Origin of the sequence: Leptolyngbya sp. NK1-12 (assembly GCF_032598965.1) — a bacterium.
In the GTDB taxonomy this organism is placed as follows: Bacteria; Cyanobacteriota; Cyanobacteriia; order Elainellales; family Elainellaceae; genus Elainella.
In genome coordinates this window covers 3,728,333-3,753,799 of the sequence record NZ_CP053586.1, presented here as the reverse complement: position 1 = coordinate 3,753,799, position 25,467 = coordinate 3,728,333, and the positions used below count along the sequence as shown (strand labels likewise).

Genomic DNA, 25,467 nt, shown 5'->3' with positions numbered 1-25,467 from the left:
GTGAGAAGCCAGTAAATATCGTTTAGTGCTGACTTCATCCAACTACTGCATTCAACTATTGGCTGTTCAACTATTGGCTGTTCAACTCCCAGTTGTAATCTAGATAGCTCACCCGATAGTTACCTTGCTGCAAGTAATGGCGATCGGCGGGGCTGATGTAGCTGCTAATAAAATTCAGCGCGGCTTGCTGTTTTTCATTACCAGAGAAACCATCTGTTGCGTATTCAGCAATCCAATCCTCTCCAAACCAATCAAAGATCGCAGAAATGGAAACCTGATTGGCCTCACGGTTGATTTGCAGCCCTTCAGGACTATTCAGCCAGCGGCGCACCTGGTCTTCGAGTTGGGCATCCAGAGTTTCGCCTCTGTAGGGTTCGGTGCGTAACGGCGGGCAACTAATGGCTGTGCAATTTAGCGCTGCGTGAATTCGAGGTTCCTGATAGTTTTTGCGCAGCGTTTGGTGCTCAATCGCGTCCAGGGTTTTAGATTGGCCTGCTACCTGAAACTTGCGAATCCGCCAGACACCTGGAATATCGCGAATACTGGCTTTGAGTGGCCGCTGATCAATAATCGATTCCAGCGTAAAGGCATTGTAGGCATTGATCAGGAACGCAATCTGGTCGGCCTCGCCCCAGGCAGTAAAAGTATCTGGATCGACTTCACCAAGAGAGCGATTAAAGGCTTTCAGTGGTTCAGGATTAACCTGGAGGCCACGATAATCCACAAATCCCTGTTCATTCACATAGCGTTGCAAAATGGTGTCATAGGCGTCGTAATTTAAGGGTATAGCGGTGACAGAACGACTCGTTTGCCGATTGGCTGGCGCGGACTGCGGTTGGGATGCAGGCAACAAGGACGGTAAATTGGCAGAACACCCAACCAGAGCAGTAATGATGGGCAGAAAAATCAGCAGGGCTTTGTCTAAAGTCATAGCTAGTAGTTTGTTGGATAGGGTGAATTCTGCATATCTCTGCATATCTCTATTGAGGTTCAACTTCCTGAATTGTGCCTGAGCTTGACCTGAGCATTGGCTGAATTACCATCCACAGCCAGCCTAGAAGCAACGGTGCCCAAAGTATGCCGCGTTCTAGCGGCAGCAGTAGCCAATCCCGATTTCCCAATGCCTGACGATGCGGCAAGACAAAGTAAATAAATGCAGATAGGCTGACTAAACGAGTACCCCAGTTACGGCTAGCGACTCCAAACGGTATTAGCCAGGTAAAATACCAGGCATGAACAATCGGAGATAGAATTAACAACGCAAAGAAATACCATTCTGTGAATACCAAAAAGTACTTGGTCCGCAGTAGCAACCAGCCAATCACCAAACCAAGAGGAATCGCATAAAGCCAATTTTCCCAGCGGGCCGGCTGCCAAATTAGACTAACCCCGTAGGGAATTAGCTCAGCACTGCGCCCATGCGACACAAACACAGAGCCCGTTGGCACCAGCGTACAAGCTCCACCCTGACAGAATGGAACAGCCGCCAGCAGTAGGGGCAAACTGCCGCAAAGCATCACCCACCCAACTGATTTAATCTGTGCGTATCTGAAGCGGGGATACTTCAGCACTGGCTGCCGCAGGGTTTGCTTCAGGGTTTGCCAGATCACAAAGCCCAAAAGCGGCAGTGACATCCACTTAATTGCAATGCTGAGGCCAATCCAGCCAGCGCTCGTGAGTTTGCTCATCAGAGGAGTCATGCTCCAGCTGCGCTGACTGCTTTGTGGCTGACTGCTTTGTGGCTGTATGGCAGAGTCGAACATCAGCCAAGCCACCACGATGGGCAGCAGAAACCAGCTATCGTAATGGGCCGCTCCGGCAAAGGAGTAGATCACCAGGGGGTTCCAGGCATAGAGCAGTGTAGCGGCATAGCCAAAACGACGACTGAGCAGCCAGCAAATCAGCAGATCCACACCAACAAACGCCAGTTTGAAAACCAGGACACTGGGAGTGATTGAGGCCAGCATCCAGAAACCGAGTTGGGCAACAGGTGGGTAAATGCTGGTGACATCGGGGTGGTTGATCAGCGGCCACCAGTCGGTGCGGTAGGCCGCCAACTCTGGTGCATTGGGAGCCAACTCATAGGGGCTGAATCCCAAGGTTTGGAGGTAGCCTTCCCAGAGATAGCGCCACACATCGTCGCCAGGATACATGGGCAGCAGCAGCAGGCGGGATATCAGGACTACGGCCCAAAACCAGCTAGCGCTAATTGCCCGCACACCCCAACTGCAAGCAAATCCTAGCCCCAATAAGCTAACGCCCAGCCAAAATTGGGGCATCATTTCCGTCTGCTGAAAATTGCCAGCTGGCATCAACCAGAGGCAACCTGCCAGGAGCAGCAGGGAACTCAGTCCTAGCCCTAACGAACGAGTACAGCAGAGCCGCCTCAGCTTTTGGGCGTAGAGAACTGCTAGCGTACTCAGAATTACCAGACCGGCCTGCAGGCTACCCACCAGCGTGCCGGAGATCTTCGAGCGCCCACCCTGACGAGGCCGATATCCAACCGGCAGTTCGCAAATGCGCAGTCCTGCCTCAACCGCCCGCACCTGCATTTCCACTGTCCAACCAAAACCCCGATCCTGCATCTCGAACTGCTCCAAGGCCGAACGCCGAATTAGCCGCAGCGGGCCAAGATCTCGGTAAGACTGCCCCCAGCCCAATTGGATCAGAAAGCCAGCCAATTGGCTGCCAAAGTTCTGCGCCGGAGTCAGAACAGCGCGTCCTGCCGCAGTAGCTCGCCGGTTGCCTAAAATCAGGTCATACTCGGCTGCGGTAGCCAGAAACAAGGGCAACTGGGATAGGTCATCGCTGCCGTCTCCATCGCAAAACAAAATCCATTCAACCTGGGCCGGCAGGTGCTGGAGTCCGCGCCAGCAGGATTGGCCATAGCCAGGTATGGGTTCGGTGACCACTTCTGCACCGGCCTGCTCGGCAATGGCTCCACTGCCATCGGTGCTGCCATTATCCACAACGCGAATCTGAGTTAGTCCATAGGACTGGAGGGCTTGAATTACAGCAGCAATTGTCTCGGCTTCATTGCGAACAGGAATCAACACGAGTACGGGTAAGTCTTGGCAGCTAATCATACTTCAACCCCAGGTGAACGCCTTAGATTAACCCGCAATCACTCAGCTTGCCTAGGCAATCGATTGGCTGTCCCGATTAACCAACATCGGGATGAGATGCGGCTGAGAAAACCCTGAGAAAAGGGGCAGAAGGCCAATCAGTCATTCGCTTTTCCCCTGCTATAGCAAAATCTGGTGGCAAGCCGCCGGAGATTGGGTAAAATCGCTATGATCAAGGAGAAGTGATTGATTTGCTCTTAATTTGCATTTGGTTGCATTTGATTTGCATTAATTCGGAGGCACTCCAACGGTTTACACACGTCCCCTAGCTCGCTTAATCGAGCAATTGCAGCGCCTGCCCGGAGTTGGACCCAAAACGGCTCAACGTCTAGCGCTCCATATCCTCAAACGTCCAGAAGCCGATGTTCAAGCCCTGGCCCAAGCGCTTTTAGAAGCAAAACAGCAGGTTGGTCTCTGTTCGGTGTGCTTTCACCTGTCGGCTGAACCCGTCTGCGAAATTTGCCGCGACCCTAACCGCGAGCAGCAGACAATTTGTGTTGTGTCTGACTCTAGAGATGTGATTGCCCTGGAACGAACTCGCGAGTACAAAGGCAAATACCACGTCTTGGGCGGATTGATTTCCCCTATGGAAGGTGTCGGCCCCGATCAGCTTTACATCACCCAGCTTGTTCGCCGCGTTAGTAAGCAAGATATCAAAGAAGTGATTTTAGCGATCAACCCTAGCGTCGAAGGAGAAACTACGACTTTGTATATCGGTCAGCTCCTTAAACCATTTACGAAAGTTACCCGAATTGCCTTTGGTCTACCGATGGGCGGCGACCTGGAATATGCCGATGAAGTGACGTTAGCCAGAGCCTTAGAAGGGCGGCGAGAGTTGGATTAGGGTTGAGGGTTGAGTTGATATCAAATTCACTTGATTGTCGGTTGACCTATTGGGTACAAAGATTCAAGCTATAAAAAACGCCCTCTGGAGAGGACGCTTTCACACGAATTTCTTAGCACAAATTAAGTAGCGTCTTATTACCAAGTTATCAACCCACCAAGCTAGGCGCAGTCATGGCAACCGGCGTTGGTTCACCCATTGCCAGATCCAGCGGGAAGTTGTGTGCATTGCGTTCGTGCATCACTTCAATACCTAGATTGGCGCGGTTGAGGATGTCGGCCCAGGTATTAATGACGTGGCCTTGGGAGTCTAAAAGCGAGTTATTGAAGTTGAACCCATTCAGGTTAAACGCCATTGTGCTGATTCCCAAAGCCGTGAACCAAATACCCACCACCGGCCAAGCTCCCAGGAAGAAGTGCAGCGAACGGGAGTTGTTGAAGCTGGCATACTGCCAAATCAAGCGACCAAAATATCCATGTGCCGCAACAATATTGTAGGTTTCGTGTTCCTGTCCAAAATGGTATCCAGCATTGGCGGACTCGAATTCGGTGGTTTCACGAATCAGGCTAGAGGTAACTAGCGATCCGTGCATCGCACAGAACAAGGCACCACCAAACACCCCAATCACACCTAACATGTGGAAGGGATGCATCAGGATATTGTGCTCCGCCTGGAATACAAACATAAAGTTAAACGTTCCGCTGATGCCTAAAGGCATACCATCCGAGAAGGACCCTTGACCAATTGGGTAGATTAGGAAAACCGAGGTGGCGGCAGCCACTGGTGCACTATAGGCTACGCAGATCCAGGGCCGCATGCCTAGTCGATAGCTCAACTCCCATTGGCGTCCCATCCAACAAAAGATGCCAATTAAGAAATGAAAGACAATCAGTTCGTAGGGACCGCCGTTGTAGAGCCACTCATCCATCGAAGCGGCTTCCCAAATCGGGTAGAAGTGCAGCCCAATTGCGTTAGAGGTTGGAACTACCGCACCTGTAATAATGTTGTTACCATCGAGCAGCGATCCGGCAATTGGCTCGCGGATGCCGTCCATATCAACGGGTGGAGCGGCAATAAAAGCAATGATAAAGCAAATGGTTGCAGTCAGTAGTGTGGGGATCATCAGGACACCGAACCAACCCACATAGAGGCGATTGTTGGTACTAGTCACCCAATCACAAAAGCGTCCCCACAGGTCGGAACTTGTTCGTCTCTGTAAGGTTGTAGTCATAAGCAATCCTCACTTGAATCACGACAAGTCAGGACATCCCTAAACTTTGGTCAATTACCTTGATTCAGTTGTTCAGTTGCTTGGTTATTTAATTAACTACCGAACATATTGCAGCGAAGTAACAAAGCGTTACTTAATTCTTATCTTAATCACAGTACCTAAAAGTGTACGACAAAATATGTAAAGTTGTGTTAAAAAACTGTTTGGCTTGTGCTTCTACTTAACAAGTAGGTCAATAAGTAGGTCGGTGGAATAAATTAGAAGGCGCATTTCGACTCCGCTCAATGCTCAATGCTCAATGCTCAATGCTCAATGCTCAATGCTCAATGCTCAATGCTCAATGCTCAATGCTCAATGACCTGACTAGAAGGAAGCGGGTTGAGCGTAGCCGAAACTCGGCATTACAAGCGATTCCAATCTCAAAACTCAAAACTTAAAACTCAAAACTCAAAACTTAAAACTCAAAACTTCCTTAACTGCGCGGCTTGATTGAAATATTGCCGATCAATGCCGTTGATTAGGATGATTGCCGTGAGCAGCGTCGTAAATGCCAGCATAAACATAATCAGCATTTGATAGAGAGATGCATTCAGCGGATCAACGCCGCTCAAAATTTGGCCGGTGATAATTCCGGGCAGGGTGACGATGCCGACAACCAGCATGGAATTCAGGGTCGGGATCAGTCCTGCTTTGATTGCTTCACGGCGATATAGCTGGGTGGCTTGGCGAGGGGTAGCTCCTAAACTGAGGTGGGTTTCAATGTCGAGTTGGCTGTTGTTGAGGGTGCTGACAAATCGCTCTCCGGCCAAGGCAGCAGCGTTCATGCTGTTACCTAACACAATCCCAGCCAACGGCACAAGGTACTGCGGTTCATACCAAGGTTCGAGGCGCAGCACTAGGAGGTTGACGTAGGCTAGGGTGAATCCCGTGCTGAGGACCAGCGAGCTGCCCAGGATTGGTACAAGCTGAGGTAGTTTGCGGCTGATCCGGTTGCGAGCCACGACGGTTGCAATGATAGTCATCGTCAGCACAATCGCGAGTACAGCCCAGGGGTTCCGCAGAGCAAACACCAGCGCCAGCAGGTAGCCCACCACCAAAAGCTGCACAATCGTCCGCCCGGTCGCCATGAGCAAGCTGCCAGTCAAGCCCAAGTGCTGCCACGCCGATAGAGCCATTGCCAGGACCATTAGCCCCAAGGCAAACCCCATACTTACCAAATCCAGCTCAATCAGATTGTTCATTCTTTTCAAGAGGAGATTACGATAAACAACGAAAAATCACAAAACTTGAAGATAAGTGGAGGATTTTCCGGTCTGGTTAAAACTTAGCAGTAAATTTGAAGAATTCATGCATTCTTCTGCCCCCTGGAGTGCCTATGAGAACCCTACTAATCTGGCCTATTCTGCCGAATTCCTTCTGGTCCTATCAAGCCACCCTCGACTTGGCTGGGCTGCGAGCTACCAATCCACCGCTGGGATTGCTTACGGTTGCTGCCCTACTGCCCCAAGACTGGGAGTTTCGCTTAATTGACCGCAACGTCCAGCTCGAAGCCGACGCGGATTGGGAATGGTGCGATCTGGTGATCATCTCGGCAATGGTGATCCAGAAACAGGACTTTCAAGACCTGATCCGCAAAGGTGTAGCGCTGGGTAAGAAAGTCGCGGTAGGCGGCCCGTTTCCGACCTCGGTACCAGACGTGGCGCTAGAAGCCGGAGCGCACTACCTGATTCTAGACGAGGGGGAAATCACGATTCCCATGTTTGTCGAAGCATTGGCAAACGGCGAAGAACAGGGCGTATTCCGGACATTGGAAAAACCCGATGTCACCCAAACCCCGATTCCCCGCTTTGATTTACTCAACCTCGATGCCTATCTAGCGATTACGCTTCAGTTCTCGCGCGGCTGCCCGTTTCAATGTGAGTTCTGTGACATTATCACCCTCTATGGCCGCAAACCCCGCACCAAAACCCCAGAGCAAATGCTGAAGGAGTTTGATGTGCTCTACAACATGGGCTGGCGGCGCATTGTATTTGTAGTAGACGACAACTTCATTGGCAACAAGCGCAACGCTAAGGTGTTCCTGCGCGAGCTGATTCCCTGGATGCAGGCGCACAACTATCCATTTATGTTAGTTACCGAAGCCTCGCTGAACCTGGCCGAAGACGATGAGATGATTGATTTGCTAGTGCAGGCCGGATTCACGATGGTGTTCATGGGCATCGAAACGCCCGATGTCGATAGCCTCAAGGGCATTCACAAAGAGCAGAATACCCGCAGTTCACTGATGGAATCGTGTCACAAAATCACTAAAGCCGGATTGCAGATCATGTCTGGCTTCATCCTAGGGTTTGATGGTGAGAATCCGGGAGCCGGACAGCGGATTCAGGCATTTGTGGAAGAAACAGGCATTCCCCAAGCTCACCTCAACCTGCTGCAAGCCCTGCACAACACGGCCATGTGGCAACGGCTGAAGCAAGAAGGGCGCTTAATCGAAACCTTGGACGACTTTGCCGCCGCTGGTTCACAAAAATCGCTGATGAACTTTGTGCCGACTCGCCCCCTAGAAGACATCGTCCGGGAATTCATTCACGCTTTCTGGAATCTGTACGAACCGGACGCCTACCTCAAACGCACCTTCCGCCATTTCTGCATGATGGAAGGCAAGCGGCCTCGCGGCAACCGACCCATCGGCTGGCATGAATTCAACTTGTTTACAGCAGTCTGCTGGCGGCAAGGCATTTTGCGCTCGACTCGCTGGCGCTTCTGGTATCAACTTCTGATCATGGCTCTGCGCAAACCGCACCTATGTTATGACTATCTAGCCGCGCTGGGCTTTGGTGAGCATTTCTTCAGCTTCCGGCACGAAGTCAAAGCCAACCTAGAAGAAAAACTGCCTGCGCTCAGAACCATCCCCGTTCTACAACCCGCAGAAACTTCAGAAGACCTGTATGTGAAAACCTGATGGTGGATCAGAGATAGGAAAATGGGTAAATGAGTGGGCAGCCTATACTGACTACAGCACTTGCCCAAGCATGCAGCAGTTGACACCTATGAACTACTCTCAGCCGCTTTGCTGAGCTGAGGGTTTCTGTCGCTTCGTTGCCGCAAGTTGCTTCATGCTTCCGTAGGAAGTAGAGCTTGCCGACTCTGCGATTAAGAGCTTGTTTGTAAACCAAGATTGAGATCCCCCTAAATCCCCCTTAAAAAGGGGGGCTTCAGAGATTTGACTCGGTTCCCTCCTTATGGCGGGTTAGGGAGGATCAGATGTGAAGTCGATAGCCCCAATCACACCAGTGCCTAACTCTCTCTCAGGCTGACATTGCACCGTGATGGATGCATACCACTTGCCTTAGTCAAAGCAGATAGTGCAGGTAGTTGGAGTGCCCCAAGTGCGAGCTTTGCCACGCATCTGCATCTTCAGCCCCAAGGTTCGCAACTCCAATTGACCATTGATGCCGTTGTTAGTAGATGCCGTTGTTAGTAGCTGTTCGCCTACGGTTTGTGCTACGCACACGCTTCGCGGTGGCAACGCCAGTCCGCAGGACTTAACACGCGCTATCCTTCCCAAAGCCACTACGCTGTTGCTTGCTTCCCGCAGGGTGCATGGGGACTGCCGCTATTACGTTCAAGTCAAGATGTAGAAGCGATTCTGCATCTTTTTTTAGCACTCCTGAGATTCGAATTCCTTTGATCCTATTCCTGTCTGCCTCCCCCCAACCACTCCTGATCCCCTCCCATTTCCATCCAAATTTAAATTCTCAATTTGTAGAAAAACCATGATTGCTATACCCTAGTGATCAATAGAACGAACGTATTAATCAAGCAAACCCTCCCCATCTCCCTCGTTCGGCAACGCTCACGAGCCGTATCTTCCCCACCTCCACTCGTTCCGTCCCATGAATCCAGACACCCCACTCGGTTCCGTTATTCAAGGCTCGCTCAGTCAGGGCTTAGAAGTGCGCCTGCATGCCGACGTTTCGGTTGAAGATATGCGCGTCGGCAAATTTCTGGTGGTGCAGGGGGTGCGCTCCCGCTTCTTTTGTATGCTCACAGATGTCACCTTGGGCACAGCTAGCTCCCGAATTCTGGCTAACCCACCGGAGCCGAGCAACACCTTTTTGCAGGAAGTGCTAGCTGGTACCGGCACCTTTGGCACGATTAACCTCTCGCCAATGCTGATGTTTACGCCTAAGGCAGAGCCGCCAATGCAGCGGGGAGCCGAGGCAGGGAAACGGCAAAAAGCAAAAGGCAAAGGGCAAAATTCGCAGCTGGCGTCCTTTGAAGCGAATACCAACGCGGTTGAGCTGCTGCCGGTTAAAACCATTCCCAGCCATTTTAGCCAGGTGTATGATGCCTCGGAGCGAGACTTTCGGGCGGTGTTTGGCTGGGAGGATGATCCGCAGCGGCGCAATTTTGCGATTGGACAGCCCATTGATATGGATGTGCCAATTTGTTTGGATTTGGATCGGTTCGTGGAGCGCAGTAACGGCGTGTTTGGCAAATCAGGGACAGGAAAGTCGTTTCTGACGCGGCTGCTGCTGTCGGGGATTATTCGCAAACGGGCCGCCGTCAATTTAATTTTCGATATGCATTCCGAGTATGGCTGGGAAGCCACCCGCGAGGGCAAGCAGTTTAGTACGGTAAAGGGGCTGCGGCAGCTGTTTCCCAGTCAGGTGCAGATCTACACCCTCGACCCAGAATCGACCCGACGGCGCGGTGTGCGGGATGCACAGGAACTCTACATCAGCTACGACCAGATTGAAGTCGAAGATCTGATGCTGGTGCGGGGTGAGCTGAATTTGTCTGAAGCCAGTTTGGAAAACGCGATTATTCTGCGCAACGAATTTGGCAAAGCCTGGATCTCGCGGCTGTTGTCGATGAGCAATGAAGAAATTCAGGAGTTTTGCGAAGTCAAGATGGGCAGCAAGTCGTCGATTATGGCGTTGCAGCGCAAATTGACCCGATTGGATGACTTGAAGTATCTGCGTCCTACCTGTCCGCGCAACTATGTGGCGCAGGTGTTGGAATCGCTCGAAGCCGGGAAGCATGTGGTGGTCGAGTTTGGCTCCCAGTCCAATATGCTCTCCTACATGCTGGCGACAAATATCATTGCCCGCCGCATCCACGCCAGCTATGTCCACAAAGCTGAACGATTTTTGCAGACGAAAAACCCCAGCGACCGGCCGCAGCAGCTCGTTGTCACCATCGAAGAGGCCCATCGGTTTTTGGATCCGGCCACAGTGCGGCAAACCATTTTCGGCACGATCGCCCGCGAGATGCGCAAGTATTTTGTCACCCTGCTGGTGGTGGATCAGCGGCCGTCTGGAATTGACAACGAAGTGATGTCTCAGGTCGGCACGCGCATCACCGCTTTATTGAATGACGAAAAGGACATTGACGCAATTTTTACCGGCGTTTCTGGTGGGCAAGCGTTGCGCTCGGTGCTGGCTAAGCTCGACTCTAAGCAGCAGGCCTTGATTCTGGGTCACGCGGTACCGATGCCGGTTGTGGTCCGTACCCGGCCCTACGATGAATCTTTCTACGCCGAAATTGGCGAAACCCCTTGGGAAGACCTGCCGACTGAAGCGATTTTCCGAGCGGCTGAGTCCGCCAAAGCCGATTTAGGGTTTTAGCCGTCTCCCCAATCACCTCGAATGGCGAGGTACGGTAATCTGGCGGGGTTTCCCGTACCCCCATATCCCTAGAAAGACGAGATCATAATCAAAGCTCTAAGAGTTTTACTCAAATTTGGTGAGAACCAGCCCTGGTCAGGCTTTGAGGCGTAGCTGCAGAATGCAAGATCATCCATTCCGGAATCACCGGATTTTGTCAAGCAAGTTCATCCGATCGGATGAATTCACGACACTTTACTGGAGATTAAAGTTGTATTACCATTATAGATAAGCAAACTCATAACGATTTCGTTTTACGCCCTTCCACTGAGATTTCAACAGCAACAATGCTTTGCCAGATCGTGTCTTGCCAGATGATTTTTGATTCGGCATTTACCCAGACGGTATTTGTTCCGATAGCGCCTTGTCAGGCTTAGTGCCAGATTTAGTGGGTTGTGAAGAGGTTGGTAGCTAGATTTAAGAACTTATCGCGCTGAGAGTGGAGCCTGAATTCTCATCTTGAACCCTAGTGATCTCAAAACTGATCCCGATTTTCCTCTTCAGTATGACATCCTAGCCTCTGAAAGATATAAGCGCTAGAAGATTGCGATCCAATTCGACTCATTTCTGACTTCATTATTCACCTGCTTCGACTGCCACCCAACCGAATCCTATTCCTTCGCTTCAGCAGCATTCTCTGAGGTAGTCAGCACGCCTTCTTTCAACCCCTTGTATTTATCTTGCTGTATTTGCCCTGGAAACTTCTGTTTCCCACACACCGTACTTCTATTAGCCCTGTCCGAAGGAGATTAATCAATCCTCATGTCAACCGCCAATACCGAAGCCAAAACCAATAAGACTAAAGCCACCAAGCCGCTCTTCACCGCAGACATGGTGCGTACCTACCTACATGAGATTGGACGGGTACCCCTGCTGACCCATGAGCAGGAGATTGTCTATGGTAAGCAAGTGCAACAAATGATGGCATTGCTAGAAACCAAAGAGGCGCTGACTGCCAAACTGGATCGGGAACCCACTCAAGCAGAATGGGCCACAGCCGCCAACCTGAGCGAAGCTGAACTAGAAAAAGCCATGCGGTTGGGGCAACGCGCTAAGCAAAAAATGGTGGAAGCAAACCTGCGCTTGGTAGTCGCCATTGCCAAGAAGTATCAGAAGCGTAACCTAGAATTCCTCGATTTGATTCAAGAAGGCACGCTGGGACTGGAGCGCGGCGTTGAGAAATTTGATCCGACGCGCGGCTACAAGTTCTCGACCTATGCCTACTGGTGGATTCGTCAGGCAATTACCCGCGCTATTGCTCAGCAGGCCCGCACGATTCGCTTGCCGATTCACATTACCGAAAAGCTCAACAAGATCAAGAAAGTGCAGCGAGAGCTGACGCAAAAGCTGGGCCGCAGCCCCAATCCGGCAGAGATTGCGGAAGCGCTGGATCTGGAAACCAGCGAAATTCGTGAGTTCTTGATGATGGCCCGTCAGCCGGTCTCGTTAGACCTGCGAGTAGGTGATAACCAAGATACCGAACTGCAAGACCTGCTGGAAGATGAGAGCGAAAGCGCTTCGCCAGAAACCTACGCAACCCAAGAATCCCTCCGCCGCGACCTGGAAGGGATGCTGTCGGAACTGACGCCGCAGCAGCGAGAGGTGATCGTTCTGCGATTTGGCCTACAAGATGGCAATGAGCTATCCCTCGCCAAGGTGGGTCAACGGATGAACATTAGCCGGGAGCGGGTACGGCAGCTCGAACGGCAAGCATTAGATCATCTGCGTCGCCGTAAGGCCAACGTGCGTGGCTATCTTGCCAGTTAGCTGATTGATTGATGCCGAGTAGGCAAATTCTGCTGATTAACTGACAGCACGATGGGTGGGGTGTGGAAGACCATGCCCCGCTTTTTTAGGTTTCGTATTGCTCTGTCACCCCCTTTTTGATAGAAAGTTCTCCTCGTTTGCCGAGGCTGGTATCTGTCTGAGGGTCAACCGATTGGGTGAGACTAAGGGGTGATGCGCATTAATGGCTGAATCCAGTACTCTGAGCGAAGTATGGACGGTACTCTAGTTTGAGCAAGTTTCTTTTCTCGAAGAGTTGCAAAAAATCAACAACTTTTCTGGAATCAGGTGAATTGCTTTTGTAGCCCTAGATAGTCGCCCTGTGGTTCCCGACCAGTTCCCGACCAAGTACCAGCAATACCGAGACAGCAAGCATGATTGCAACGATATATTACACGGTAGTGTAAATTCTTTCCTGCAAGTGGATAGGTGGAAACAACCTCTCCGGTAGAGTGAAAGTAGATATCAGCAGTTTTTGTTTGTTTAACGGTTTAATCAATTAATTTTTAGCAAAATTACTAGAAATAGGAGGAAACTACGGTGTTGAAATCTAATCAGCGTGCATTCCTGCCGTGGCGTACTCTAGTCAAGCAGCTTCACAAACCAATTGCAGGGCTATTTGTCGCCGCAGGTTTGGTTGCCGTTGGCGTTCCTGCCCCTGTTCAAAGTTCAGAAGCCGCCAATTCGACCGAGCGCCCCAGTATGGCAGACGGTGTTTATCTGTATGGGCAATCTGCCGAACCTAACACAGTTGGCTCTGAGTATATTGTGTTTGAGGTAAACCAAGGCGAAGTCGTAGGTGGCTTTTATATGCCCAACTCCTCGTTTGATTGTTTCTATGGCACCGTACAGGCTGACCAACTGGCGCTGACCGTGATCGACAGCTACGAGCAAACTCGCCATCCCTACGCTGTGGCACTAGCATCTACAGGCAATGTGGCGTCTGCCGGCAACGAAACTGCTGCACCAGTCGGTTTGGAAGGCTATCAGCGGTTACCTCAACTCAGCGAAATTGATCAGCGTGTGCTCTCTACCTGTAAGGCTGATCACGGTCGCTAGTGAGACTGTCTGACGAACTATTTGTTCATGGTGATTATAGACGCGAGGCTATATTTCTGAAATAATCACCACACCGCAATCCAGTCGAGCTTCGTCCACTATCATGTTGGTTGAGTAGCCCGTTCAGGCGGGTTTTATCTATGGGAACGCGGCTATTGTTCAAGCAGTCGCTGCTTTGCGAGCCACCAGCGCTTAGAGTTTCATGTTTAGATTTGCGTTGCGTAAATCGGCTTGCTCTTCCATTTGCCACAATTTATTTCTAGCTCTTATTTGATCTATTTCTGATTCTTATTCCATTAATGTCTTCAATTGTTCTCAAAGTACTATCCTACTCTGAAGCAGCAGCTGATATTAAAGCCATTCGTCAAGTCGTGTTTCAGGTTGAGCAGGACGTTGATCCAACTCTTGACTTTGATGGACTCGATGAAACGTCCCAGCATATTGTTGCCTATCTTGATCAAAAGCCAATCGGGACCGCTCGGATTCGCTACTTGACAGACCAGCTTGCCAAGATCGAACGAGTTGCGGTGTTATCGGCCCATCGGGGGCAGGGAATCGGCAAGCAGATCATGGCAGCTGCCATTGATTTTCTAGATCGGCAGAATATGCCAGAGAGTAAAGTTCATGCCCAAAGCCATGCAGCCGCGTTTTATCAAAAGCTAGGCTTTCAGCAGCAGGGTGAAGCTTTTCATGAAGCCGGCATTTTGCACATTGAAATGAGAAGATCCCATCCTGCGTTGCAATGAGTTTACAAAGAATAGTCAACCGCACCTGATTCACGGCGTTGTTGCTGTTGTCTAGACTACTTTCTGCTGGCTACCTTAAAAAGAATAAGGCGATTGGCTTTAAAGCTAACCAATGCAAGCAGTTAAAGCCAATAAAGGCGATTCAAAATTCCCTTCTGCCAAGATTTTCGCCCTTTCCCTTACGTTGTTTGGCCTCATCTACACCTTTAGAGATAGGTATCAGTGCGGATTGATTTTAATAATTATTTTTGTATTCTGTTTATTAGAAACTCAACTTTTATTAAAGTTTTTCATAGTTCAGGATCACGGCTTAGGAATACGGGAGATTCCTAGAATCACGAGAAGCGGCAGTTCAATACTCGATACTTAATCGAAATAGGAACAGATTGCTTGAGAAATTCGCTTGAGAACGATTTCGAGAAATTTACCTTTAAAACCCGTATGAACATTGACAATTGTTGCCCCTGCTGTTCCGAGCCGATGTTGCGTCATACCAGGCACGGTGGGTCTATCTACTGGTTTTGTCCGCATTGCTGGCAGGAAATGCCCAACCTGCTTTCCGAATTAGCAGACCGAAGGGCGTCCCACTCACTCGAATGTCTGGTGAAGTAGGTTTGGTGTAGCGTCTGGGTAATACTGCCTATCCAACCCATTGATAAAGCGTATCTCGCTGCTGAGCTGGTCGTCCTAGAGACTGAATCGCAGATCGGAGTTCACCAACTGTACGACAGGTTCCCCCCTGCGCCCCGGCCATCGTTGTAATGTGTTCTTCCATTAAGGTGCCGCCAATGTCATTACAGCCCCAGGTCAGCGCCGTGGTTGCTCCTGCTAAGCCCAACTTCACCCAGCTAGGCTGATGGTTGACAATCCAATTGCCCAGAAAAATGCGGGCGACAGCCATCAGCAGTAGGGCATCTGCCAACACCGGCTGGTCTCTGCCCACCCGATGCCGCAGCGGTTTAGGAGCTTCCTGCCCCACAAACGGCAAGACAATAAATTCGGTGAAGCGAGCCGGATATTGCTGCTCGATCGCCTGCTGTTGAAGCGTGCGCAACCAACCAAGGTGCCGCATCTGCTGGGCTGGTGTTTCAATGTGACCAGAGAGGATTGTGCTAGTGCTGGGCATGCCCAACCGGTGGGCTGTGCTGACAATCTCTAGCCAGGTTGCCGTGTTAATTTTTTCAGGGCAAAGAATTTTGCGCACCTGATCATCTAGCACCTCGGCAGCCGTTCCTGGCATTGACCCGACCCCCGCCTGTTGTAACGCCGCAATCACTTCGGCATAGCTAAGCTGATCTTCTCTAGCAATAAACTGTACTTCCTGGGGCGAAAAGGCATGGAGATGAAGCTGAGGAAAGGCAGCTTTGATCGTTTGCACGAGCCGAACATAATAGGCTAACGCACTGCCATTCTGCTTGGCTTGCGGGTTCAAACCACCCTGCATACAAATTTCTGTGGCTCCTTGCTGGACCGCTTCAGCTGTTTTTGCCAAAATCGTAGGCTCATCGAGCCAGTAAGCACCTGTTTGTGCTGCATCCCGCCGAAAGGCACAAAAGCTGCAATGCTGTTCGCAAATGTTGGTGAAATTGATGTTGCGGTTGATCACATAGGTGACGACCTCACCGACTTGTCGTTGGCGTAGTTGGTCTGCGACAGCTCGAATGGCAGCAATCGCGCCTGGATCCTGTTGCTGAAGCAGTAGCTCTCCTTCGGCCTCAGACAAGTCCTCTCCAGCTAGGGCACGCTTGAGTGCCCCATCGACAGAAGCCAGCGAACGAATGGTTGATTGAATCACAGCCCCAGCCTCACTTGGTGTCTCTCATTATGATGACGCGAATTCCATGGGCTGATAGAAAACTCAGCGCATGAATTCGACAAGAACTTTTTGGTGGTAGCTGTGCCAATTCGGTGCATCCCCTTTATACTGCTTATACTCCTGCGGAAGGATTGAAGCTGCAATTTCAAAAAAGCAGTAAGATTTGCGTGGGTACTATCCCTAGCGGCCCCTAGCGGCAAGACTACCAAACGAACAACAGACTTTGTGAGAGTCCCAATCTATGGCTGCCCCCCGATTTGGCGATCCGAACCGACCTGCTTCATCCAAACCCACGTTTCCGACTGGGCATTCCGTGAACCAACCAATCAACCAGCCAGTTAGTCGTCCAGTCAAATCCGTCCGCCAGATGTACGGTCTAGAACGACTGCCAGCGGAGCCATATCGCAACCGCTTAGTGGCTCGACGAGCTGGCACACCAGCCGACACAATCGTGCATGCCTTCCGCCCTAAACAAAAGCCGCTCTGGTTGGTTCTGCTGATAAAACTTCAGCAAGGTTCATCAATTGTCACACTGCTGTTGATGATTGCAATTCTGTCGGTCTATGGCTGGACGGTGTATTTACAACAGCGCTGGGGGCAGCAATACGATAAGCTGGAAACCCTGAAAAAACGAGAGCGGCAGCTCACTTCGGCCAATGAAGTGCTGAAAAATCAGATGGCCGAGCAGGCAGAAAAACCGACGGCTGGACTGTTGCTCCCTGACCCCAGCAATGCTATCTTTTTGACTCCTGCCCCTCCTCGTCCGGAGGTAAAACCGGAGCTTAGCGCTCCTTCTGTAGAAGGAAGCCCAAACCGTCCTTTGGGATATTAGGCATGAGATGAGGTGCAGCATTGTCTGGAGGTTGGCCTATGGCTATATCGTTTCGTCCCTTTCGACAGCAGCGTTTTCGGCGGTCTCGACGGCACGCTCGCCGCTCGTCGCTCCATCCCCCATCCCAGCATCTGCGTTCCCCCAGACTTCGCTCCAGCTCTGAGTCCTTGACTTCAGATGGGCAGGAACCAAATCCAGAATTCCTGTATAAAGGCTCGCGTTCCCAACGGCGGCTGCGCCTGGAAACCGCTATAGCGCCCAAACCTCGGTTGCTCCTGGTGTGGGTAATTCTAATGATTGGCATGGTGGGGCTGTCGCTGAACCTCTTCCGCCTCCAGGTGCTACAAGGAGACATTTTGCAAGAGCGGGCGAAGGCCCAGCAAACCATTGCCCTGAGTGCAGCCCTGCCACGTCGGCCGATTGTGGATCGGGAAGGCAATGTGCTGGCAATCGACAAGCCGATCTATACCCTCTATGCCCACCCGATTCTGTTCGAGCAACAGCGCGAAACGATTGCGGTAGCCTTAGCACCAATTTTAAACAAGCCGATGGAGCAACTGCTGACCCAGATCAGCGAAACCGAAAGCGGTATCCGGTTGGCGGAGGCATTACCTGAGGATAAGGCCAAGCAAATTCGTCAGCTCCACCTGGATGGATTGGAACTGCTCCAGCAGCAAGAGCGCCTTTATCCTCAGCAGGAGTTGTTCGCCAATATTGTGGGTTACGTCAATGCTGACCGCCAAGCCCAGGCCGGCGTCGAGTACAGCCAGGATGAACAGTTGATCCGCTCGGCACCAGAAATGCGAATTCGCCGCTCTGGAGATGGCTCGGTGATTCCGCTGGGGCTGCCCAAGAATTTGGTGCAATACGACGAATTACAGCTTCAGTTAACTCTAGACAGCCGCTTGCAGCGAGCCACCCGCTATGCCCTGAAACAGCAAATGCAGAAATACAGCGCCAAGCGGGGTGTGGTGATTGTAATGGATGTGCAGGACGGCTCGATTTTGGCCCTGGCCTCGGAGCCAACCTTTGATGCCAACCAGTACTACAACACCGATCAGGAGACCCTGCGGGACTGGGTCGTCACCGATGTCTATGAACCGGGTTCGACCTTTAAACCGATTAACCTAGCCATTGCTTTAGAATCGGGTGCGGTGAAACCTAACGATGTTTTTATCGATGAAGGGGCCATCCGCATCGGAGAGTGGCCAATCCAAAATAGCGACTACGACTCGGTGGGGGCACGCGGCCCAGTTACTGTTACCGAAATTCTGCAAAACTCTAGCAACGTGGGCATGGTGCATGTGATGCAACGCCTGAAGCCAGGGGTATTTTATGGCTGGCTGGAACGGCTGAAGCTAGGAGAACCCACCGGGATCGATTTACCCTTCGAGTCGTCCGGCCAGGTCAAACCCTATTCTCAGTTCACAACTGTGCGGGTGGAACCTGCCACCACTGCCTTTGGCCAGGGCTTTTCCCTAACGCCGATCAAGCTCATCCAGCTTCATAGCACCATCGCCAATGGCGGCAAACTGGTCACCCCCCATGTAGTCAAAGGGATGGTGGATACTCAAGGCAAGCTGAAGTGGCAGCCTGAACATCCCAAGCCGCAACCCGTGTTTACGCCCAAAACTACAGAAGCAGTCCTCAAAATGATGGAGCAGGCCGTACTGAACGGCACGGGACAGGTGGCTCAAATTCCCGGCTTCCGGATTGCTGGTAAAACCGGAACTGCTCAGAAAGCCAGCCAATATGGAGGATATAGCCGCGCTCGCATCACCAGCTTTATTGGCATTCTCCCGGTTGAGGCTCCCCGCTATGCCGTCTTGGCCGTGGTGGACGAACCTCAGGGTGACGATGCCTACGGTTCTACCGTTGCTGCCCCGATTGTGAAGGAAGTGATGGAAGCGTTGATCGCCAGCGAACGGATTCCACCCACCAAACCGGATGATGTGGGGCTAGAGAGCGTTTTGCCTGAAGACATCCAGGATTCTATCGACTTCCACCATCCGATCAACCCGCTAGCCGAGGAACCCACTCCTGCTACAGATTGGGCTGCTACAGATGGGGCAGAGGAGGAGGGTATAGACCCGAGCCAGGTCGCTGACGACATCCAAGGTGAGAGCGAATAAATTAACTAGGCAACTCCTACTGCTTTGACGCTATAGGCTTTGACACTGCTAGCCACCTAACTTCTTTACTGAGATTTACTGAGATGCTCTATCCGTCTCCTGATTCTCTGCTTGCTCCTTCAGTCGCCAACCCGGTTTAATCACCTGATGAGCACGAGCAATCACCAGAGCGTCATTTGGTACATTTTGGGTGACGGTAGAGCCAGCTGCAATGGTGACATCCTCGCCGATGGTGATTGGAGCCACCAGTACACTATTCGATCCGGTTTTGGTCCGGTCGCCGATCTGAGTCCGGTGTTTCTTGACGCCGTCGTAGTTGGCGGTGATGGTACCAGCTCCCACATTCACCTGATTTCCCAGCGTCGCATCTCCCAAGTAAGAAAGGTGAGCCACATTGGTACGGGTTCCCAACCGAGCATTCTTCAGCTCCACAAAGTTACCAATCCGGCAGTTTGGCCCCACCTCGGCATGGCCGCGCAGATGGGCATAGGGACCAATGCGGTTATTGGCCTGAATTACGCTGTCGCTAATCACCGAATAGAGCACAGTGACGTTCTCACCAATTTGGCTGTCTTCAATCAAACAACCCGGTCCAATCCGGCTGCCCGATCCAATCACCGTTTGACCGCGCAGGTGGGTTTGGGGTTCAATCACCACATCATTACCAAGCTGCACCGTGTCATCAATCGTGATCGTATCGGGGTTAATCAGGGTGACGCCTGCCGCCATCCAATCATCCTTGATGCGGGTTTGCAAGATTTCGTAGGCTGTGGCTAGCTGCTTGCGGTCGTTAATCCCCAGAATTTCCTGATAATCATCCACATCAACCGCCATTACCGGCGATAAAAAATTGACCGCATCGGTCAGGTAGTATTCTTTTTGATCGTTATTGCTCTGCAATTTGGGCAGGATTGTCGCGAGCTGGCTCCAGTTAAAGCAGTAGATGCCAGCATTCACCCGCCGATTTTGCCGCTGAGCTGGGGTGCAGTCCCGGTCTTCCACAATCTGCGTCACCAGATTGTTACCATCGCAAAACACCCGACCGTAACCCTTCGCATCCGGCATTTGGGCCGTCAGAATCGTCGCTGCATTTTGGTGAGTTTGATGGGTATGCAGGAGAGTCATCAAGGTTTGAGGCCGCAGCAACGGCACATCTCCATTCAACACCAGCAGGCTACCTTCAAAGCCTTGTAAGTAAGGCAATACCTGCTGCACAGCATGACCTGTTCCCAATTGCTCAGTTTGTTCGACAAATTCTACGTCGAGTCGTTGGGCGAAAGACTGCCGCACCTGCTCGCCCTCATAGCCGACAATCACCAACTGGCGCTTAGGCTGAACCACAGCCGCACAATCTAACACTCGTTGAACCAGCGACCGCCCGCCCAGATCATGGAGTACCTTGGGCAAACGAGACTTCATCCGCGTTCCCCGTCCTGCCGCCAGAATTGCCACCGCAACCATGTTTGTCTTCATCCACTCTCCAGGTACGGAGTATAGCGCGTCTGGTTGACTTTTTAGGCGGCAATCTGCTGCGAGGAAACGAAATCAACAAACTGTTGCATCAAAGCCGGATTGCGCCAGCCCTTCTCTACCTCTTTTCGCATGATGGTGATGGCCTCTTGCGAGCTGAGGGCCGGTTTGTAGGGACGCTCGTGGGTCAAGGCATCATAGATATCGAGGAGCTGAAATACCTGCACCAAAAACGGAATCTGGTCGCCGACTAAACGATCGGGATAGCCAGAACCATCCCAGCGCTCGTGGTGATGCCGAATAATCGGCAAAACGCCCCGCATCGTCCGCAACGGCTGACAAATTTGTTCTCCAATCAGCACATGCTGCTGCATCACAAGCTGCTCGGCAGGGGTGAGAGTGCCTGTTTTGAGCAAAATTTCGTCTGGAATGCCAATTTTGCCAATATCGTGCAGATAGCCAGCCCACATTAAATCGCGTAGGGCATAGCGAGGGAGCTGCAAAAACTCGCCAAACCGCCGACCCCAATCAACCAACCGTTCGCAGTGGTCACCCGTGTTTGGATCGCGGCGTTCAATGGTCCGGGCGATGGAAAACAGCACCTGTCCGGCATGATCTAGGTCTTCGTTGAGCTGTTTTTGCCGCACCAGCGATCGCACCCGCGCCGACAGTTCGAGCTGATCAAATGGCTTAGAGAGAAAATCATCACCGCCTGCTTCAATTCCCTTCAGCCGCGCCCGCCGGTCGTTCAAAGCCGTGACAAAAACAATCGGCGTCAGCCGGGTTTGCTCATCTTGTTTGAGACGACGGCACACCTCGTAACCGTCCATGCCCGGCATCATCACATCTAGCAAGATCAGGTCAGGAGCAGCTAACCGCACTTGCTCTAAAGCCGCATATCCATTTTCAGCCTCCAAGACCTCATAGCCCTCCATTGCCAGCAGAGAAGCTGCCGTCATCCGACTGGAAGGATGGTCATCTACGATCAAAACTTTAGGTCGCTCGCAAACAAGACAATTCACAGAAAACTTCCCACTTCGCGCTCGATTAACACCCGAACCTAAATTTCCGCCTTGAATAGAACTACCAACAGAGTTTAACAATCAGCCTGTCATCAAGCTTTGTAACCAAGGCAGCAATCAGATATCCAGGTTGACATCTTTGCCTTCGATTAAAAATTGTCTGAAGAGGAGACAGACAGGGGTATTTCTTCAGAGTATGTTCAATTTTAGAGACAGAATAAACAAGTTTCCATGCATGGTTCCACATTTTTCTGCATAATGAGCCAACTGAACTGCTCAAATGCAGTTTGCATTGCAATTTGTATTGAACGTTAGCCAATCATCTACCCTTAGAAGTTGAAGAATTAGAGTTGAAAAATCAGCTTGGTTTGCAGTAAAGCATTCAGTCCGGCACTGAGAGATCAAAGCTATTGACGTAGAGGATATTTACAGGAAATTTCCAGGGACAGAAACCGTGATGGCAGATACGGAAGAAACAAAGACCAACCAGAATCGAGAGGCAAACAGCTCGCCTGTCGTCACTCGCGAGTGGCTTTATCAGCAAGTCGCTCAAGGCCAGGATGCGGCATCGGTTGTAGTTGTGGACTGTCGCTTTTCCCTTGCTGACCCAGACCTGGGACGGCAACAGTACGAACTGAGCCATATTCCAGGTGCCTATTATCTCGATTTGAATCAGGATTTGTCGAGTCCAGTGCAGCAACATGGTGGGCGGCATCCCTTGCCTGATCCAGTGCAGCTAGCGGATAAGTTGAGTGCGATCGGAGTTCGCTCGGGGCCAGAACCTACCTTAGTTGTTGCCTACGACGATTCGCGCTTGGCTTTTGCAGCTCGGCTCTGGTGGCTACTGCGCTATTTAGGACATGATCGGGTGGCTGTTTTAGATGGGGGCTTTAGCGGTTGGCAGGCGGCTGGCTACCCAGTGACGGCGGATTTGCCTCAGCCCCAACCTGGTCACTTCGCACCGCAAATTCAGGCCGATTGGACGGTCGACATCGAAACCGTAAAAACCTACAAGGATTTGCCCAATGTGGTACTAATCGATTCTCGTGAGGCAGAGCGCTATCGAGGTGAACGCGAACCCATCGATCCAGTAGCGGGACACATTCCAGGTGCAGTTAATTATCCCTGGCCAGAGGTGACCGATGAGCAAGGGTTTATCCGGCCTCTGGCTCAGCAGCAGCAGCGTTGGGCTAATTTGGGAGCTGAAGTAGAAGCTGAGGTATCTGTAGCAGAGGCCCCTACGCCCGCAGAGCTGATTGTCTACTGTGGCTCTGGAGTAACGGCTTGTGTCAACTTACTTGCTCTGGAGATAGCGGGAATATCCCATGCCAAGCTTTATCCAGGGAGCTGGAGTGATTGGTGTTCCTATCTGTAAACAGCAGTGAAATGCCCGGTCTGCAAATTAGGTTACTGTCACTGTTGCTGCCACTGTTGCTGCCACTGTTGCTGCCACTGTTGCTGCCACTATCGGGCCTGTCTAATTCGGTTGACCGACTTACCACTTCGTACAGCCACTCAATCCAAGATACTTATAGAGGTCACTCAATGAAGTTTATAATTCTATAATATTTAGAGATCGCTCTATGTTCTGGACAATCTTAAGTAATTAGATTTTCCAAATATGCTTCTAATGTTTCTATATTGTTATGTATTGCAGCATGAAAATTGGCAGACCGAAATATCTGAATTTGCTATTGTTCAGCCTATTGTCCAGTCTCTTGTCAACCTGTTGTTCAACAGAGCCAGTAACCAGCACAGTAAGTCGATAGCGGCTAAACCCAACCCAACATCGGCTCTTTCCCATCGGTGCGTCTCACTCGCTTAACCTAACTCTAAATTAATTTTTAGTAGGCTTCGGAGCCAGATTTTTAGAGAAAGAAAGCAGCCAAAGATGACTGAATCGAGGCTGGATTGAGATTAAATTGGGCTAGTTCTGAGCTAATTCCTCCCACTGGAGAAATTAAACTGAAAATCCCAGCTTAAGCGCACAATATCGTAATTTCGTTCTCTTTAAGCCTCCCTAAGTTAGAATGGCGAGGTTGTGATTTTGAGGGTAGATAAAGCAATCAGGAAGACCGTTTTGATGAGTCGTCTATTCAGGATAAATCATCAAACACAGTCAAACTAAAATCATTTAATTGAGTTACTGCTAAAAATATTAAGTCTAAATTTTTGGTGTTATTACTATGAACCGTCTTTCGATTTTTGTAGACGGGAACAATATGTTCTACGCGCAACAGAAAAATGGTTGGTTTTTTGATCCAAGGCGGGTGTTGGAGTACTTTACCAACGATCCAGAAGTGACGTTAGTGAATGCGTTTTGGTACACCGGGATCAAAGATCCGCAGGACCAGCGAGGATTTAGAGATGCGTTGATCAGCTTGGGATATACCGTCCGCACAAAAACGCTAAAAGAGTACACTGACGAAACCGGTAGAATTTCGCAAAAGGCGAATTTAGATATCGAGATTGTTGTCGATATGTTCAACACGGTGGATCAGTATGACCGGGTGATTTTATTCAGTGGCGATGGCGACTTTGAACGAGCGATTGAACTCTTGCGCTCCAAAAATACGCATATCACGGTTGTTTCCACCGAAGGCATGATTGCGAGAGAACTGCGTAATGCTACAGATCGGTATATTGATCTCAACGATATCCGCCCTCAGATCGAAAAAACTGATTTTTAGCTGTTAATCCTGTTCAAGCTTGCCAATATAATGACGTTCGACAATTCTCAAGCTCAAGTTTCACCAGCCCAAATTTCACCAACCAGCACACCAACCAGCGAACCAGCGAGCTGCACGATTGCTGTGGTGGGAGATGTACACGATCTCTGGGATAGTGGTGACGAAACAGCACTCCAGCATTTAGGCGTTGATCTAGTCCTGCTGGTAGGAGACTTTGGTAACGAAGCGGTTGATGTGGTCCGGACTGTGGCCCAACTCTCTTTACCAAAGGCAGTTATCTTGGGTAATCATGATGCTTGGTTTACAGCCACCGCTTGGGGACGAAAACTGCGCGGCCTCGACCCAATTGACCGAGTACAGCAACAGCTTGATTTGCTAGGAGATACCCATATCGGCTTTGGTAAACTTGACTTTCCCCAGTTTGGCCTTACGGTGGTAGGCAGTCGTCCATTTAGCTGGGGTGGTTCTACCTGGAAAAATCGCTCGTTTTATCAGCAGCGCTTCGGAGTGGATGGATTCGAGGCATCAACTGCCAAGATCGTGGCAGCAGCAGCAGGCGCGTTGCACCAAACGATTATTTTCATTGGCCACTGCGGTCCAAAGGGTTTGGGAGAGCAGGCCGAAGACCCCTGCGGTAAAGACTGGAACCCGATTGGCGGCGACTATGGTGACCCGGATTTTACCGCCGCAATTGAGCAGACCCGTGCCCTAGGCAAACAGATTTCCTTGGTGGCCTTTGGGCATATGCATCACAGCCTCCGCCATACCAAAACCCGCCAGCGCAAAATGCTCGATGTGGATAGCAATGGCACCGTCTATCTGAATGCGGCTAGCGTGCCTCGGATTCGATCCACTCCCACTGGGCAGGTGCGCAATTTTTCGCTGGTTACCTTAACGGCTGGGGTCGTCACCAAAGCAGCACTCGTCTGGATTCACGACGATTTGACGATCCAGAGCGAGCAGATTTTGTATCAACTAGCTGGCCCAGTGCTGGCATCAGAGGAAACCAAGCTGTTAAGATAAGCATCTAGGTTCTGAAGCCG

The 25,467-nt window shown here is 51.0% G+C and carries 18 protein-coding genes and 1 pseudogene; 12 read left to right on the top strand and 7 right to left on the bottom strand.

Annotated features, from left to right (window positions below; translation table 11 throughout):
- Positions 1-70: 70 nt before the first annotated feature.
- Together HJG54_RS15920 and HJG54_RS15915 are read right to left on the bottom strand one after the other, a co-directional pair.
- A complete protein-coding gene (locus HJG54_RS15920; protein ID WP_316429882.1) occupies positions 71-931 on the bottom strand; it encodes a DUF547 domain-containing protein in 861 nt (286 codons plus the stop codon).
- 49 nt (positions 932-980) lie between these two features.
- On the bottom strand, positions 981-3,086 hold the full coding sequence (locus HJG54_RS15915) for a glycosyltransferase family 2 protein (protein ID WP_316429881.1): 2,106 nt from the start codon (positions 3,084-3,086) through the stop codon (positions 981-983).
- Positions 3,087-3,378: 292 nt separating this feature from the next.
- Here HJG54_RS15915 and recR point away from each other — a divergent pair.
- A pseudogene (gene recR / locus HJG54_RS15910) lies at positions 3,379-3,969 on the top strand (recombination mediator RecR); the annotation flags it as partial.
- A 148-nt stretch (positions 3,970-4,117) separates the two neighbouring features.
- Here recR and psbA read toward each other — a convergent pair.
- Together psbA and HJG54_RS15900 are read right to left on the bottom strand one after the other, a co-directional pair.
- Positions 4,118-5,200: a photosystem II q(b) protein gene (psbA, locus tag HJG54_RS15905; protein WP_316429880.1), complete on the bottom strand. Its 1,083-nt coding sequence runs from the start codon at positions 5,198-5,200 to the stop codon at positions 4,118-4,120.
- A gap of 461 nt (positions 5,201-5,661) precedes the next feature.
- Positions 5,662-6,441, bottom strand: a complete 780-nt coding sequence (locus tag HJG54_RS15900) for an ABC transporter permease (RefSeq protein WP_316429879.1) — start codon at positions 6,439-6,441, stop codon at positions 5,662-5,664.
- A 134-nt stretch (positions 6,442-6,575) separates the two neighbouring features.
- On the opposite strand from HJG54_RS15900, the gene HJG54_RS15895 reads away from it, so the two are divergent.
- The 6 genes from HJG54_RS15895 (at position 6,576) to HJG54_RS15870 (ending at position 14,462) form a co-directional block, all read left to right on the top strand.
- The gene (locus HJG54_RS15895; protein ID WP_316429878.1) at positions 6,576-8,162 is read left to right on the top strand and encodes a B12-binding domain-containing radical SAM protein; all 1,587 of its coding nucleotides are present in this window, start codon (positions 6,576-6,578) and stop codon (positions 8,160-8,162) included.
- A 490-nt stretch (positions 8,163-8,652) separates the two neighbouring features.
- Positions 8,653-8,841 carry a hypothetical protein gene (locus HJG54_RS15890; RefSeq protein WP_316429875.1) on the top strand — a complete coding sequence of 63 codons (189 nt, stop codon included), beginning with the start codon at positions 8,653-8,655 and terminating at the stop codon, positions 8,839-8,841.
- Between the two features lie 255 nt (positions 8,842-9,096).
- Positions 9,097-10,833 (top strand): ATP-binding protein, encoded by a 1,737-nt coding sequence (locus HJG54_RS15885; protein ID WP_316429873.1) that lies wholly within the window; start codon positions 9,097-9,099, stop codon positions 10,831-10,833.
- A gap of 801 nt (positions 10,834-11,634) precedes the next feature.
- Positions 11,635-12,639: an RNA polymerase sigma factor, RpoD/SigA family gene (locus tag HJG54_RS15880; protein WP_316429872.1), complete on the top strand. Its 1,005-nt coding sequence runs from the start codon at positions 11,635-11,637 to the stop codon at positions 12,637-12,639.
- Between the two features lie 558 nt (positions 12,640-13,197).
- On the top strand, positions 13,198-13,716 hold the full coding sequence (locus HJG54_RS15875) for a hypothetical protein (protein WP_316429870.1): 519 nt from the start codon (positions 13,198-13,200) through the stop codon (positions 13,714-13,716).
- Positions 13,717-14,015: 299 nt separating this feature from the next.
- Positions 14,016-14,462, top strand: a complete 447-nt coding sequence (locus tag HJG54_RS15870) for a GNAT family N-acetyltransferase (RefSeq protein WP_316429869.1) — start codon at positions 14,016-14,018, stop codon at positions 14,460-14,462.
- Positions 14,463-15,102: 640 nt separating this feature from the next.
- Here the strand turns inward: HJG54_RS15870 and cofH are convergent.
- Positions 15,103-16,257, bottom strand: a complete 1,155-nt coding sequence (cofH, locus tag HJG54_RS15865) for a 7,8-didemethyl-8-hydroxy-5-deazariboflavin synthase subunit CofH (protein ID WP_316429868.1) — start codon at positions 16,255-16,257, stop codon at positions 15,103-15,105.
- Between the two features lie 262 nt (positions 16,258-16,519).
- On the opposite strand from cofH, the gene HJG54_RS15860 reads away from it, so the two are divergent.
- Positions 16,520-17,110: a hypothetical protein gene (locus tag HJG54_RS15860; RefSeq protein ID WP_316429867.1), complete on the top strand. Its 591-nt coding sequence runs from the start codon at positions 16,520-16,522 to the stop codon at positions 17,108-17,110.
- 38 nt (positions 17,111-17,148) lie between these two features.
- Positions 17,149-19,242, top strand: a complete 2,094-nt coding sequence (locus HJG54_RS15855; RefSeq protein WP_316429866.1) for a peptidoglycan D,D-transpeptidase FtsI family protein — start codon at positions 17,149-17,151, stop codon at positions 19,240-19,242.
- A gap of 75 nt (positions 19,243-19,317) precedes the next feature.
- Here the strand turns inward: HJG54_RS15855 and glmU are convergent, their stop codons facing one another.
- Complete coding sequence (gene glmU, locus HJG54_RS15850; protein ID WP_316429865.1) at positions 19,318-20,715, bottom strand: bifunctional UDP-N-acetylglucosamine diphosphorylase/glucosamine-1-phosphate N-acetyltransferase GlmU; 1,398 nt, start codon at positions 20,713-20,715, stop codon at positions 19,318-19,320.
- Positions 20,716-20,756: 41 nt separating this feature from the next.
- Positions 20,757-21,734, bottom strand: coding sequence for a response regulator (locus HJG54_RS15845; protein ID WP_316429863.1), 978 nt, complete (start codon positions 21,732-21,734; stop codon positions 20,757-20,759).
- Between the two features lie 457 nt (positions 21,735-22,191).
- Between HJG54_RS15845 and HJG54_RS15840 the strand changes: the two genes are divergently transcribed.
- The 3 genes from HJG54_RS15840 (at position 22,192) to HJG54_RS15830 (ending at position 25,447) form a co-directional block, all read left to right on the top strand.
- Complete coding sequence (locus HJG54_RS15840) at positions 22,192-23,109, top strand: sulfurtransferase (RefSeq protein ID WP_316429862.1); 918 nt, start codon at positions 22,192-22,194, stop codon at positions 23,107-23,109.
- Positions 23,110-23,920: 811 nt separating this feature from the next.
- The gene (locus HJG54_RS15835; RefSeq protein WP_316429860.1) at positions 23,921-24,424 is read left to right on the top strand and encodes an NYN domain-containing protein; all 504 of its coding nucleotides are present in this window, start codon (positions 23,921-23,923) and stop codon (positions 24,422-24,424) included.
- 30 nt (positions 24,425-24,454) lie between these two features.
- On the top strand, positions 24,455-25,447 hold the full coding sequence (locus HJG54_RS15830; RefSeq protein ID WP_316429859.1) for a TIGR04168 family protein: 993 nt from the start codon (positions 24,455-24,457) through the stop codon (positions 25,445-25,447).
- The last annotated feature ends 20 nt before the right edge of the window (positions 25,448-25,467 follow it).

Coding starts and splice junctions, on each gene's coding strand:
- HJG54_RS15920 (WP_316429882.1), bottom strand. CDS start 931: ATGACTTTAGACAAAGCCCTGCTGATTTTTCTGCCCATCATTACTGCT.
- HJG54_RS15915 (WP_316429881.1), bottom strand. CDS start 3,086: ATGATTAGCTGCCAAGACTTACCCGTACTCGTGTTGATTCCTGTTCGC.
- psbA (WP_316429880.1), bottom strand. CDS start 5,200: ATGACTACAACCTTACAGAGACGAACAAGTTCCGACCTGTGGGGACGC.
- HJG54_RS15900 (WP_316429879.1), bottom strand. CDS start 6,441: ATGAACAATCTGATTGAGCTGGATTTGGTAAGTATGGGGTTTGCCTTG.
- HJG54_RS15895 (WP_316429878.1), top strand. CDS start 6,576: ATGAGAACCCTACTAATCTGGCCTATTCTGCCGAATTCCTTCTGGTCC.
- HJG54_RS15890 (WP_316429875.1), top strand. CDS start 8,653: ATGCCGTTGTTAGTAGATGCCGTTGTTAGTAGCTGTTCGCCTACGGTT.
- HJG54_RS15885 (WP_316429873.1), top strand. CDS start 9,097: ATGAATCCAGACACCCCACTCGGTTCCGTTATTCAAGGCTCGCTCAGT.
- HJG54_RS15880 (WP_316429872.1), top strand. CDS start 11,635: ATGTCAACCGCCAATACCGAAGCCAAAACCAATAAGACTAAAGCCACC.
- HJG54_RS15870 (WP_316429869.1), top strand. CDS start 14,016: ATGTCTTCAATTGTTCTCAAAGTACTATCCTACTCTGAAGCAGCAGCT.
- HJG54_RS15860 (WP_316429867.1), top strand. CDS start 16,520: ATGGCTGCCCCCCGATTTGGCGATCCGAACCGACCTGCTTCATCCAAA.
- HJG54_RS15855 (WP_316429866.1), top strand. CDS start 17,149: ATGGCTATATCGTTTCGTCCCTTTCGACAGCAGCGTTTTCGGCGGTCT.
- glmU (WP_316429865.1), bottom strand. CDS start 20,715: ATGAAGACAAACATGGTTGCGGTGGCAATTCTGGCGGCAGGACGGGGA.
- HJG54_RS15840 (WP_316429862.1), top strand. CDS start 22,192: ATGGCAGATACGGAAGAAACAAAGACCAACCAGAATCGAGAGGCAAAC.
- HJG54_RS15835 (WP_316429860.1), top strand. CDS start 23,921: ATGAACCGTCTTTCGATTTTTGTAGACGGGAACAATATGTTCTACGCG.
- HJG54_RS15830 (WP_316429859.1), top strand. CDS start 24,455: ATGACGTTCGACAATTCTCAAGCTCAAGTTTCACCAGCCCAAATTTCA.